12 protein-coding genes are annotated in these 14,048 nt (G+C 47.4%); all 12 read right to left on the minus strand.

Going from position 1 to position 14,048, the window contains the following annotated elements; translation table 11 throughout:
- Positions 1-239: 239 nt before the first annotated feature.
- Positions 240-962 (minus strand): GntR family transcriptional regulator, encoded by a 723-nt coding sequence (locus H8705_RS12890; protein WP_262396200.1) that lies wholly within the window; start codon positions 960-962, stop codon positions 240-242.
- A 215-nt stretch (positions 963-1,177) separates the two neighbouring features.
- Positions 1,178-2,089 carry a dihydrodipicolinate synthase family protein gene (locus H8705_RS12895; RefSeq protein WP_262396201.1) on the minus strand — a complete coding sequence of 304 codons (912 nt, stop codon included), beginning with the start codon at positions 2,087-2,089 and terminating at the stop codon, positions 1,178-1,180.
- Positions 2,090-2,113: 24 nt separating this feature from the next.
- The gene (locus H8705_RS12900) at positions 2,114-3,067 is read right to left on the minus strand and encodes a PfkB family carbohydrate kinase (RefSeq protein ID WP_262396202.1); all 954 of its coding nucleotides are present in this window, start codon (positions 3,065-3,067) and stop codon (positions 2,114-2,116) included.
- A gap of 32 nt (positions 3,068-3,099) precedes the next feature.
- On the minus strand, positions 3,100-4,032 hold the full coding sequence (locus tag H8705_RS12905; protein ID WP_262396203.1) for a PfkB family carbohydrate kinase: 933 nt from the start codon (positions 4,030-4,032) through the stop codon (positions 3,100-3,102).
- A gap of 36 nt (positions 4,033-4,068) precedes the next feature.
- Entirely contained in the window at positions 4,069-4,998 is a 930-nt protein-coding gene (locus tag H8705_RS12910) for a PfkB family carbohydrate kinase (RefSeq protein WP_262396204.1), read from the minus strand.
- 45 nt (positions 4,999-5,043) lie between these two features.
- Positions 5,044-5,925, minus strand: a complete 882-nt coding sequence (locus tag H8705_RS12915) for a 6-phosphogluconolactonase (RefSeq protein WP_262396205.1) — start codon at positions 5,923-5,925, stop codon at positions 5,044-5,046.
- 209 nt (positions 5,926-6,134) lie between these two features.
- A complete protein-coding gene (locus H8705_RS12920) occupies positions 6,135-6,974 on the minus strand; it encodes a TIM barrel protein (RefSeq protein ID WP_262396206.1) in 840 nt (279 codons plus the stop codon).
- A 426-nt stretch (positions 6,975-7,400) separates the two neighbouring features.
- A complete protein-coding gene (locus H8705_RS12925) occupies positions 7,401-9,305 on the minus strand; it encodes an NAD(+) synthase (protein ID WP_262396233.1) in 1,905 nt (634 codons plus the stop codon).
- Positions 9,306-9,448: 143 nt separating this feature from the next.
- Complete coding sequence (locus H8705_RS12930) at positions 9,449-9,805, minus strand: metal-dependent transcriptional regulator (RefSeq protein ID WP_262396234.1); 357 nt, start codon at positions 9,803-9,805, stop codon at positions 9,449-9,451.
- A gap of 410 nt (positions 9,806-10,215) precedes the next feature.
- Positions 10,216-10,848: a V-type ATP synthase subunit D gene (locus H8705_RS12935; protein WP_262396207.1), complete on the minus strand. Its 633-nt coding sequence runs from the start codon at positions 10,846-10,848 to the stop codon at positions 10,216-10,218.
- Between the two features lie 3 nt (positions 10,849-10,851).
- The gene (locus tag H8705_RS12940) at positions 10,852-12,240 is read right to left on the minus strand and encodes a V-type ATP synthase subunit B (protein WP_262396208.1); all 1,389 of its coding nucleotides are present in this window, start codon (positions 12,238-12,240) and stop codon (positions 10,852-10,854) included.
- Positions 12,233-14,044, minus strand: a complete 1,812-nt coding sequence (locus tag H8705_RS12945; RefSeq protein WP_262396209.1) for a V-type ATP synthase subunit A — start codon at positions 14,042-14,044, stop codon at positions 12,233-12,235. Before H8705_RS12945 ends, H8705_RS12940 begins: the two co-directional genes overlap by 8 nt.
- Positions 14,045-14,048: the final 4 nt, after the last annotated feature.

Genomic DNA, 14,048 nt, shown 5'->3' on the forward strand with positions numbered 1-14,048 from the left:
ATTGCTGCTATCGATAAGATGATCAGCAGTCCGTAACAGATGATGTTGCGCATTGTCTTACTCATGCTTACTCTCCTTTCGTTATACCCTTCCGGATAACTCTAACTACCTCACACAGCACATTCAAGAACTCGGAAAACCTATGTCTTAACCTACATTTGATTTAAAAGAACAGTCACAGAGGCAAATGCTTAACAGACAAAGATAAAATCAAAAATTATTAAGCTTCTGCCGCCAGATCAATCTACTCGTATATCAGCAACAAAAGTAACTCTTTTAAAGTTCGTGACCCCAACCGAATATGCTTTCGGTATTCCACTTTCATCACAGGCCACTTTTCTTTCTAAAATGACCAACGATTCTTCAGGCACCTTAAGATATTCACTTTCATCCGCAGTGGCTTTGCCAATGCTGATCGTGTTGTGGATCTTTAGAAGTTTCAAGTGATACATCTCTTCTAAGATTGAGTAGATGGATTTTTTGCCCAGCTTACAGTTTTCAAGTCCATTACATAAAGAAACAGGTATATAAAAGGTTTCAAAGGTATAAGGTTCATTCTCTATAATATAAAGAGTTTTTATCCGATATACTTCTGTTTCAGCAGGTAAATTAAGATATCTTGTAACCCGGACGTCCGCCCTTTTTATTTTTACGCTGATAATTTTGACCTTAATGGGACCTTCTTCGCCATATCCGGTCCCGGAAGAAGATACAATGTGAGAAATATCCCGTTTTCTTTTTTTGGGGGACACAAAAGTACCGCCGCCATGATAACTATATAATATTCCTTCGTCGCACATCTTTTTGAGCGCATCTCTTGCGGTCATTCGGCTTACCTTTAAGATATCACAAAAATCCCGCTCTGAAGGAAGTTTATCTCCTGGTTTTAGCCCTTTTTGCTCTATGTATTCTTCAATCCGCTCCACTAGGTCCATGCATATTAAGTTTGAATATTTCCCCATGATATCCTCCTGTATATGAGCTGCATATTTAAAAAAATCATTTCTGGGATGGTAAATACATTTGATCCTTATTATATCAATCTCTTAAACGTTAAGTAAATATAATACGTAAAAAATTCTGAATGTATATACAGGAGGAGTCACAGCGCTAAATATCAGGTTTTTTCAAAGACATGGGCTTTCAATCATTCTGTTTATGCACAGATGGACTAAAATTATACGCGCATCGCGCCGATTTCTTCGATAACCTTCTTGAGTTCTTCTTTTACATCCTCGTCCACATCGTTCATTTCAAGAGCCTGCCGGGTATTTTTGGCTACCGGGCCTCCAGTGAAGTTTTCAGCATAAATGTACGCTGCACTGTTGGGGGCCTTTTTCATAACCAGTCTCAGCTTGAGAATCTTCTGATGCTCTTCTTTGCACTTTTTCCAATCGCCAGCCAGTCCCGCATTGATTACCGCGTTCATCTGTTCCGGGAAAGGAACGCCCATGAAGGATACCGCGCCTACGCATCCCATGGCCATGTCGCCGAAAGTAGATCCGTCACAGCCGCACAGGAAGTCAAAGTCAGGATCTCTTGGTTCTATGTACATCATGGTGTTGAGCAGATGCACTGTGTTACGAGTCGCATCTTTATACCCTCTCAGGTTCGGGAAATCTTTTGCAAGCTGTCCCAGAAGTTCTGGGGAGTACAGAGTACCCATTTCACGGCAGTTATAAATATAACAAGGTTTATCGGTATATTTCAGCAGATCAGCTGTAAAGCTGTATAACGCCTCATCCGTATATTCAAAGAACGGAGGAGCAGTAAAGCAGTACGCGTCAAATTTTCTGCCTTTATGCATATCCATCAGCTTTTTGCCTTCAGCAACGCTGGTTACATAGATACAAGACATGATTTTCGCGTCTGTGCCTTCACATCTTTTGATAACTTCATCCAGGATTTGAATTCTTTCTTCAAAAGTCACAGAGTATACTTCTACGCCCAGACCATTTACGAAGAACGCCGGGGTGCCTTTTTCCAGTTGGAAATCAATCAGATCACCCGTAGTTTTCAGATCCAAAGATCCGTCGTCGTTAAAAGATGCAATGATTTCTGTTACCAGACCAGTAAATAAATGTCCCATTATATATCCTCCTTAAATTAAATCTTACAGTAAATCGGCTCTGCCGAGATCGGTAAAGATTTTTTCAATCTGTTCTTTTTTGGGATAGCAAGCCAAAGAACCAGGCTGGGTTACCAGGTATGCACAATATACGCTGGCCCATTCCATTGCCTCCCGCATAGTCTTTCCAAGCGCCAGGTTATAAACTACTGTAGCCAAGAAACCGTCGCCCGCGCCAATTTGGTCAACCATTTTTACCTTGGTAGGAGCTACTTTCCAGTTGCCTTCTTCAGTAACCGCTACGCTGCCGTCCTCGCCTAAAGTAACCATGACGTTCTTACATTTATATTTGTCGCGCAGTTTCTGGGCCGCGGCCATGTAATCATCAATTTCTGTATCTTTGGGCAGGCCCAACAAGATTTTTACTTCTGTTTCATTGATTACCAGAATATCCAGATAAGGCATTTCCGGCAAAATAGTATCGTCCTGCATAGGGCTTGCATTAAGAACGGTAGTCATTCCCATTTCTTTGCCCTTTTTACAGGCGTACAGAGCGCTGTCGATAGCAACACCGAAACCGGCGATCAAATATCTGGCGCCTTCAAACGCCGGCAGATGCTCGTCAATTTCCGGGATCTGGATATTATGAGCGTCATCATCAAAATCCAGATTTAAGTTGTTCCCATCTTCCGCTAAGATGCAAATTCCCAGATCGGTGGATACGTTTGGATCCAGCCAGTAGTGGCTGATGTCAACACCAGCTTCTCCCATCCATTTTTCACCCAGCTTGCCGCCTTCGTCCACGCCGGCTTTGCCGCAGAAAGCAACCTTGCCGCCCAATCTGGCGATTGCTACCGCCATATTGGTTCCTTTACCTGCGTCCTCTTCAAAATGACGATTCCAGCATTTTGCGGTTTCGCCCACTACCGGGATCTTTTTTACGTTACAATATTCGCCAAGGCCATGCGCATTTACTACTACTACATCTACTTTACTCAATTTTCCATAGACCTCCCTATTCTTCGTAACTTTTATTTAAAAAACTCATCTAACTGCTTCATGGTAGGATAAACTCCCGCCGTACCCTCATGGGACACTACATAGGCCGCATAACGGCTGGCCCATGTCATCGCGTCTTTCATATTTTTGCCTTGGGTTAGACACCAGATAAACGCAGACAGGAAACCGTCGCCCGCACCGCACTGATCAATGCAGTCAGCCGGATAAACCGCTGTTTCCCATTCCCCTTCCTCGGTAACCGCCATACTGCCGTCGCCGCCCAGGGTAATGATCACGTTGGGGGTATGATATCTTTCCCTGATCGCACGGGCCGCCTCAAACATATCCAAATCCTCATCTGTTGGTTTTCCCAGCATAATCTTGGCTTCGGTTTCGTTGATAAACAGCATATCTACATAGGAAAGATCCCCTAGGTCCGTCCCTTCTTCCAACGGGCTGGGATTGAGCACCGTGGTCATGCCCAGTTCCTTGCCTAACCTAGCGGCATAGAGGGAAACCTCTTCCGGCACCTCAAATCCGGTTACCAGATATTTAACGCCGCTGAACTGACGGAGGTGTTCATCCAGTTCCGGAATATTGATGGAATCTTCCCCGTCCTCAAAATTGAGAATCATGTTGTTGCCGTCTTCCGCGATGATACACAGCCCTAACCCTGTGGAGATATTGGGGTCCATCCAGTAATGGGACAGATCCGCTCCCGCGTCTCCCATCCATTTCTTACCTAAACGTCCGCCTTCATCATCGCCGGCTTTTCCTACAAACGCTACCTTCCCGCCTAATTTTGCAATAGCAATCGCTACATTGGTGCCTTTTCCGCCGTCCTCTTCAAAGTGACGGTTCCAGCATTTGGCGGTTTCACCCACCACTGGGATTTTTTTCACGTTGCAGTATTCTCCGACTCCATGGCCGTTTACAACAATTACATCAACTTGATTTTGAGCCATTCCATTCACCTCGCCCTGTCGTTATTTTATAGGCTCTTATTTAAAGAACTCTTCCAGCTGTTCATGGGTCGGGTAAACGCAGATCGTACCCGTATGGGATACGATATACGCTGCATACCGGCTAGCCCATGTCATCGCGTCCTTCATGGATTTGCCTTGGGTCAGGCACCAGATAAACGCAGACAGGAAACCATCGCCCGCGCCGCACTGATCAATACATTTAGCCGGATAAACCGCCGTCTCCCATTCTCCTTCTTCCGTCACTGCCAGGCTGCCGTCGCTGCCCAGTGTCATAATGACGTTAGGAGTGTGGTATCTGTCACGGATATCTCTTGCTGCCTGCATCAGATCGCAATCCTGATCGGTAGGAAGGCCCAGCATAATCTTAGCTTCCGTTTCATTGATAAACAGCATATCCACGTAAGAAAGATCTCCCAAGTCCGTTCCTTCATCCAGGGGGCTTGGATTAAGAACTACCTTCATTCCCAATTCCTTGCCCTTTTTTGCCGCGTGCAGGGAAGTTTCTATCGGGATTTCAAATCCGGTTACCAGATATTTGGCATCCTTGCACTGTGGCAGGTGCTCATCCAATTCTGGAATAGTGATTGCATTTGCATCGTCATCAAAGTTTAAAATCATGTTGTTTCCGTCTTCTGCAATAATGCAAAGACCTAAGTTGGTCACAACATTAGGGTCCATGATGTAATGGGTCAGGTCCACGCCTGCGTCGCCCATCCATTTTTTCCCCAGCTCGCCGCCTTCGTCCACGCCGGCTTTCCCTACAAACGCGGTTTTGCCGCCTAATTTTGCAATAGCCGCGGAAACGTTGGTGCCTTTGCCCGCATCCTCTTCAAAGTGGCGGTTCCAGCATTTGGCGGTCTCGCCTACTACCGGGATCTTTTTCACGTTGCAGTACTCGCCTAAACCGTGTCCGTTAACTACTACAACATCTATATTTGAAGCCATTTTTCCATTTCTCTCCTTTTCTAATATGCTGAGGGTCCGCTGGAATTAGTCTTCCAGCGGAGGCTCTACACTGTTCGGATCTGCGAATACCATCACTTCCGGAACATATTTCGGGAAGAGGGTCGCAGGATACTCAACCGTAGGTTCACTGAACATCAGAACACGAATAGAGGTGCGTTTCCAAGAACCGGTAGTTACTAAGAAAATCGCCCGTTTCGCAGTCAGCATGGATTTAAAGCCCATGGTGATCGCCATTGGGGGGATGTTATGAGTCAAACCACCCATATCGCGCTCACTCAGAGAAATAATGGTATCTTCATTCAAATGTACAATTCTGGTTTTGGAATTGGCATAATCTTCTACACTGATAGTAGCATAAGGAGAAGTAGGCGCTTCGCAGAAAGCCACCAGGCCCTTATATCCCAGGCCGCCGATTAGGGTATCGATCCCGCCCAGTTCCTCTACTTTCTTATCAATGAAATCAATATCATTGATGCGGGGGAAGAAGCGGTGGTCCTCAGGAATGTTAAGTTCCGGATCGATCTTACCATAAAAATCAGCCAGCATGTTGCCTTCCAGGCTGTAATAATCGTTTTGTACCGGATAGGGCCGTCCCTGCCAATCCAGGAAGTCATCCATATGGAACACATATACGTTCTTTAAGCTGATACGCTCTTTATTAACTCTCTCAGCAAAAGTAACATACTGCCCCATAGGCCCTGCCGGCAGCACCCATTTCGTGGGCTTGCCCGCCTTGTTGTTGGCGATAACCTCGTCCGCCATCATGTTGCCAACTTCTACAGGAGCGTCGGCTTTGTTTTCAAAAATTTTCAGCTTAATCTTGCTGTCCGGATGATTTTCCAGCTGATCAGCAGGAATTCTACACCACTCATATAATTTTTTTGGATCCATTGTAGAACATGCCATACTTACTATCCCCTTATCATTTTTATTATTTTAACAAATTACGAAAGAAAAAGAAAGGTTATAAGTGAACATTAATTTACGAATATTTTTGTTTACTTTTCCTTTTTCTTAATGATAATTACGTTTCTTAGTGCCTTTGGGGCAATACCCGGTTGGGTACCGCCCTTGCCGGCACCTATAACTTACTTTTCATTAATCACTATGTACGCTTATTTATCCGCAGCGATTTCTGCCTGCAGCTCCCGGATCATACGAACCGCTTTTTTATTAAAGAGGATCGGATCCATACGATATTCTTCAAAATGCTCTAAGCTGCAGTAGCCTTCATAACCGTATCCCTCGATCATCTCCAGGATTTCACGGAAAGGCATATCTCCGTCGCCTGCCATCAGATGGTCTTCTCCGTCAATATGACCGTCCACCAGGTGCAGGTGATGCATATCTTTGCCTAATTTTTCAAAATATTCCGAAGGCGGCTCCGCATTGGTGATAGCAGCTACCAGGTCAAGCATTCCTTTTACGTTGGGGGAATTTACCGCTCTTCTGGTTCTAACAATATCATCCGAGGTGATGATCATACTGCTTTCCCAAGGGGTAACTGTTTCTAAAACGATAGTGGCGTTCACTTTTTCCGCATGTTCCGCCAATTCGGTAAGACCGTCGATCATCATTTTCCATTTGTCATCCACGTCTCTGCCAAATCCCGGATGTCCCGGAGCCATAACCATAAAGTTGCCCGCGCCCATGGCGGCAGTCATTTCCAAAGCGGTTTTAAAGTATTCGATACTTTCTTTTCTCCAATCGGCTCTTTCATACATAATATTGTATGGATGAGGCGCCTGATAGGGCTCAAAGCCGATAATCGGCATTTTATAATCTTTGGATAGTTTCATCAAATTTACAATATCGCCGTTTTTCAGGTCAGGCGCATACGCATGGGGGCGGATACCACAGATCTCAATCCCCTCAAATCCGCATTCAGCAGCTAATTCAAAGGATTTTTCCAGGGGGTACATAGACATACTTCCGGTAAAAAATGACAGTTTCATCTCTTTCGCTCCTTTTCTTGGTGTTACATTATGGTTTGTAAAGTCGTTGGAAGCTTCCTTGGACCAATGATTACCTTACATATACCATTTTAACAGTGAAATTTTTCATAGTCAACATGTTTTTTAAATATCTATACCACTTTATCTTTTTACCAAAGTCCGTTTTCGTGTAATTCGCACAAATTTTTTTACCAAGATATCTCTTTTTAGGAGATTTGACGAAAAAAAGAAAGTGCCGCAAACCTGCATTTAAAGCAGGTTTGCGGCACTTTTTCTTCTGTAAAAGCGCTAAAAAAGCATCGCCGTCCGGCCTAAAAGTTTGGTACATTTGTATATCGATGCTCATCAACTTCTTAATATAACTATACCACTTTTAAAAAGCATCCCAAATGCACACTGGATTATCTAAATTGGTATAGTTATTTCTCATTCCAGCCCATCAACCCACAGGTCCCAGCAGGCGTCGCTGGGCATGCGCCAATCCCCCCTGGGGGACAAAGAAACCGATCCTATCTTGGGTCCGTCAGGCATACAGGAGCGCTTAAATTGTTGGGTGAAAAACCGACGGTAAAAGACATTGAGCCAATGTAAAATCACATCTTTACTATATGTCCCATCAAAGGCGCAAACAGCCAATTTCAGCACTTTTTGGGGAGCAAATCCCCACCGGATTCCATAGTACAGGAAGAAGTCATGAAGCTCATAAGGGCCGACAATTTCCTCTGTTTTCTGAGAAATCTCGCCTTCCTTGGCCGGCAGCAGTTCCGGACTCACCGGGGTATCCAAAATATCAAACAGCACTTTCTTCAGTTGGTTGTCCCCTATTTTTTCCGCCTCATAACGGACAATGTGGCGTATCAAAGTTTTGGGTACCGAGGCGTTTACTCCATACATGGACATCTGGTCTCCGTTGTAAGTGGCCCAGCCCAAAGCCAGCTCCGAAAGGTCCCCCGTTCCTACCACAAGCCCCTCTGTTCTATTGGCAATATCCATTAAAATCTGGGTGCGTTCCCTCGCCTGGGCATTCTCAAAAGTAACATCTTTTTGCTGGGCGTCATGCCCAATATCCTCAAAGTGGTTCATTACCGCCCGGGTGATGTCTATTCTTTGTAAATCAGCTCCCAGACGCTGCGCTAAAACCTCCGCATTGCTTTTTGTCCGGCGGGTGGTGCCCAGTCCGGGCATCGTCACCGCAATAATATCCGAGCGGGGTCGTCCCAGCTTATCCATCGCTCTGGCCGCTACCAGCAGGGCAAGCGTACTGTCCAGTCCTCCTGAGATTCCAATGACAGCCGTTTTGCTTCTCGAATGGTCCAGTCGTTTTTTAAGCCCCAGCGATTGAATGGACAAAATGTCCTCGCACCGGCTTTCCCGATGCAGGCTGTCTGATGGAATAAACGGCAGTGGATCAATCTTTCGGCTCAAAGTGGTATCCTCAACTGTGAGAGAAAAAGGTATAACTGTATACTCTGTACCACCCGACGCCGGAAAGGTGGTCAGCCTGCGACGTTCCCCTTCCAGTTTCTGCACATCCAGTTCAGTCACAAGCAGGCTGTTTTCAAACAAGCGGCTCTGGCCCAATAGTTGACCGTTTTCCGCAATCAGGTTATGCCCGGCAAATACCATATCTGTGGTAGATTCCCCTTCGCCTGCGTCTGCATACAAGTACCCGCATACCAGCCTGGCCGACTGACCAATCACCAACTGACGGCGATAGCTGTCTTTTCCCACCGTCTCATCACTGGCAGAGAGGTTTGCGATCACTGTTGCACCCGCCGAGGCATGAGCGCTGGAAGGGGGGATCGGAGCCCAAAGGTCCTCACAAATTTCCGCCGCCAGGCAAAACTCTGGAATCTGCTCGCATTGAAACAAAAGCTTTGTCCCAAACACAACCGTCTGCCCGCAAAGGTGGACGACACCGTTTTCCTTGGGGGCGCAGGTAAAATGGCGTTTTTCGTAAAACTCATTATAATTGGGCAGAAAGGTTTTAGGAACTACGCCTAATAGTTTCCCCCGATGAATCGCTACAGCGCAATTATACAGCTTCCCTGCATAGCGCACAGGAGCTCCTACTAAGGTAAGCAGGTCCAACCCTTCACTTTCCCTGCAAAGTTCTTTTAACGCGTCCTGTGCCCCTTGCAGCAGCCGCTGCTGCAAAAACAAGTCTCCGCAGGTATAACCGGTTATACACAGTTCCGGCAGCACCAGAAGCTTTGCTCCCTCCTTGGCAGCCGTTTTCATTCGGCAGGCGATCTCCCGCCGGTTATACTCACAATCCGCCACCCGGATATCCGGAGTAGCCGCCGCCACTTTAATAAATCCATAACGCATCGGCGTTCCCTCCAAAGAATAGATTTTCTTTTCTTGGATTTCAATGGTATTAGTATACAACATTTTCCTCAAAACAACCAGTAGTAGAAATAACTTCCCCGGAAAATAGCAATTTTCCGGGGAAGTTATTTTTCTTTCTCTATCTATTCCACTTTCGCTTTTATTCTCTCAAAGGTTTCCTGACTGATCACATGTTCTATCCGGCAGGCGTCTTTATCCGCTAACTGCCTCTCGATACCCAATGTCTCCATTAAAAACTTGGTGATCAGCAGATGGCGCTCATAAATTTCCTCCGCTTTTTTCCGCCCAAGCTCCGTCAAAAGTATCTGGCCGCCGTCATCCATAGTAATATAGCCATTTTTACGAAGAATCCCCATTGCGCGGCTGATGCTCGGCTTAGTATATTCTAACTCGTTGGCAATATCAATCGAGCGAACAAAACCATTTTTATTTTGCAGCATCAGGATAGTTTCCAGATAATTTTCCCCTGATTCATGCATTGCCATACAGATTCTCCTTTCAGGATGAATGATTTCTTGGTTACTATAGCACATTTTTTAAAATTTCTCAACCTTATGGAGAATTTTCTAGTTTCCCCTATTGACAGTTTCATTTCAAAGTGATATATTTAGATTGCAAAAGTTAGCATATGCTAACTAATCAATTTATTTTTTCTTCCCTCTGCAAAGGAGGATGTTTATGGTTCCCTTTCTTTTGGTTATCCTGATTACTCTGCTGCTCTCCGCCTCTTTCCTGATACTCATTCATAAGTTGCTCCGCCGTTTTCATAGGTTCGGTGGCCATAATGACGATTTTCCCTCTGGTATCTATCACATACATTAGGCGGCAGATAATCGGTTAATACAAAAACTCCCGGATAGGGCTTTGCCTTATCCGGGAGTTTCCTTTTTTACTGCTGATCAGCGACCATCATTTCCTTGACTTTCATTAGGCGAGTGAGGTTTCCTCGCTCGTTGTCCTCCAGCTTCATGGTGATAAAGCGGATGGTCTCTTTCATCTCCGGAATCATAACATGTTCCAGAGCGTTTACCCGGCGGCGGGTTTTTTCAATCTCGTCCGCCAGCATATTACAAGTCTTTTCCACCTCGGCCAGTTCGATCAGCAAAGGCAGCAGCGCCGCCAGATCCAATACCGCCCCGTCCAGTTCCCCTGAAGTAAAGGCGAAACCATACGGCAGATCGGCAGTATCCTCGGCGCCCACATATTCAATGGTAGGCACGTTGACGCTCATAATATTGCGCTGTCCAGTTTTTACTTTCGCTTCCCGGGCCGGATAGAGCAGCGCCTCCGATACGGCTTCAGAACCCATGCGCGCACCAGCAACCGCAAAGCGTCCCATAGCCGTGCTTAAAGAAGCCTCTATCTGCTCCCGAAGCTCTTTGTCACGACGCACGAAAAGCATAAAACGGCGCACCATCTCATCCCGTTTATCCTTCAGCAGCTTGTGTCCGCGCACCGCGGTCTGCAAACGCTTTTTTGTACGGGTAAGTTCCATTCGCGTAGGATTTACACGGACAGCCATACTTTACGCCTCCTCAGCTTCCTGCTTCGGAAGATAATTGTCCAGATATTCGTCGCGAATACGTTTCAGCTCGGTCCTGGGCAGGATAGAAAGCAGTTTCCAGCCAATATCCAGCGTTTCCTCAATACTGCGGTTGGTGGTATATCCCTGGGAAACATATTCTTTCTCAAAAGCATCCGCGAATTTCGCGTACAGCTTATCCACATCAGACAAAGCCGCCTCGCCTAAGATTACCGCCAAACTCTTGGCGTCCTTGCCGCGGGCGTAAGCGGAGAACAACTGGTTCATGGTGTCCGCATGATCCTCCCTGGTTTTGCCTTTTCCGATTCCTTTGTCTTTCAAACGGCTCAGGGAGGGCAATACGTCGATAGGAGGTACAATTCCCTTTAAATACAGCTCACGGGAAAGCATAATCTGGCCCTCGGTAATATACCCGGTAAGGTCAGGAATAGGATGGGTTTTGTCGTCCTCCGGCATGGAAAGGATGGGAATCTGGGTAATAGAACCCGGATTTCCGCGGATACGTCCGGCTCTTTCATACAAAGAAGCAAGGTCTGTGTACAGATATCCAGGATAACCCCGGCGTCCCGGAACTTCTTTCCGGGCGGCGGATACCTCACGAAGAGCTTCTGCGTAGTTGGTAATATCGGTCAGAATAACCAACACGTGCATTCCCAGCTCATATGCCAGGTACTCTGCGCAGGTGATGGCCATACGGGGAGTAGAAATACGCTCTACCGCCGGGTCGTTGGCCAGGTTCATAAAGAGGACCGCGCGCTCAATCGCACCGGTTTTCCGGAAATCTTTGATAAAGAAGTCCGCTTCCTCAAAAGTAATACCAATAGCGGCAAACACAACGGCAAAGCTCTCATTGGTGCCTCTTACTTTAGCCTGCCGGGCAATCTGCGCCGCCAACTGGGCATGGGGCAAACCGGAGCCGGAGAATACCGGCAGCTTCTGTCCCCTTACCAAGGTGTTCAGTCCATCGATAGCGGATATCCCGGTCTGAATAAATTCCGCCGGATAGTCTCTCGCTGCGGGGTTCAGCGGCGCGCCGTTAATGTCCAGGCGCTTTTCCGGGATAATCGCCGGGCCGCCGTCGATGGGGCGTCCCATACCGTCGAATACCCGCCCCAACATATCCGCGCTGACTCCCAACTGGGTGCCATGGCCCAAAAAGCGAGCTTTGGCGTCGGAAATTTTTAATCCCTGGGAACTTTCAAACAGCTGAACCAATGCTTTGTCCTGGTTTATTTCCAGGACCTTGCCGATACGGATCTCGCCGCTGGCCTGTTCAATTTCCACTAGTTCATCGTATTTAACTCCATCGACGCCTTCTACCATCATCAAAGGTCCGACAACTTCGCTGATCGTTTTATATTCCTTACGCATTGTCGCTGCCTCCTTCCATTAAGACGGCGAATTCGTCATCTAACTGCTTTCTCACTTCCGCAAAGTGCTGCTGACGCACATTTTCCGGGGCATATTTCATACGGCCGATTTTTTCCATAACCGGCATACTGGTGATCTTGGAGAACGCCACATCCGCATCTAATGCCTGCTGTCCCATTTCATACCAGGTTAAAATCATTTCCAGCATCCCATACTGTTTTTCCGGGGACGCGAAAGTATCCACCTCATGGAACGCAGACTGATGCAGATAGTCCTCACGGATAGAGCGGGCACATTCCAAGGTCAGCCTGTCTTTAAAGCCCAAGGCGTCCACGCCCACCAAACGTACAATTTCCTGCAAATCCGCTTCTTCCTGCAAAATCTGTTTGGTACGCAGGACCATAGCGGACCAATCCGCGCCGATGTGTTTATCAAAATAACTCTCTACCTGATCGCTGTATAGAGAATAGCTGGTCAGCCAGTCGATAGCTGGGAAATGACGCTGATATGCAAGGTTGGCGGAAAGCCCCCAGAATACTTTTACAATACGCAGGGTAGCCTGAGATACAGGTTCAGAGGTATCGCCTCCCGGAGGGGATACCGCCCCAATGGCAGTAACCGCGCCGGTACGGCCATCGCCGCCGATACATTTCACATAACCGGCTCTCTCATAGAACTCCGCCAGACGGGAGGAAAGGTACGCCGGGTAACCTTCTTCTCCGGGCATCTCTTCCAAACGGCCGGACATTTCACGCAGAGCTTCCGCCCAGCGGGAGGTGCTGTCCGCCATGATCGCTACCTTATACCCCATGTCGCGGAAATATTCCGCAATGGTGATACCCGTGTAAATAGAAGCCTCACGGGCCGCAACCGGCATGTCGGAAGTATTGGCGATGAGCACCGTTCTCTTCATCAAAGGAAGTCCCGTACGCGGGTCGTTGAGCTCCGGAAATTCCATAAGAACATCGGTCATTTCGTTTCCGCGCTCGCCGCAGCCGATATATACGATAATATCCGCATCCGCCCACTTTGCCAGCTGATGCTGCACCACCGTTTTACCGGAACCGAACGGGCCCGGGATTGCGGCTACGCCGCCTTTGGCGATTGGGAATAAGGTGTCAATAACACGCTGCCCGGTGATCATCGGCTCATCAGGAGCGATTTTTTCTATATACGGGCGCCCACGGCGTACCGGCCAGCGCTGAAGCATCGGCAGTTCCACCGTTTCGCCGTCTTCTTTCTTCAGGCGGACAATGGGCTCTACAATCGTAGCTTCCCCGCTGTAGATCCATTCCACTTTGCCTTTCACATTTGGCGGCACCATAATTTTATGGAGCACCGCCGGGGTCTCCTGCACCGTACCCAGCACGTCTCCTCCGGAAACTTCATCCCCCACGCTGGCTGTGGGAACAAATTCCCATTTTTTCTCCCGGTTGAGCTTGGGTACGTCGATTCCACGGGTAATCCGGTCCCCCGCCTGTTCGTAAATTACGTTGAGCGGGCGCTGGATACCATCGAAAATTCCTTCAATAACACCAGGAGCAAGCTCTACGGACATAGCCTCCCCTGTAAAATACACCGGCTCCCCTGGGCCCAGGCCTGCGGTTTCTTCATATACCTGAATAGACGCCCGGTCGCCTCTAAGTTCAATTACCTCGCCAATCAGCCGCCGGTCGCTTACACGAACAACGTCGTACATCTGTACGTGTGCCATGCCGGTAGCCACAATCAGCGGACCCGCTACTTTTACAATCGTACCGGTTTTCTGATCGGCCGCGGATAGGTTATCTCTAGGCTCTATCATCTTC

Source organism: Youxingia wuxianensis, assembly GCF_014385085.1.
Lineage (GTDB): Bacteria > Bacillota > Clostridia > Oscillospirales > Ruminococcaceae > Youxingia > Youxingia wuxianensis.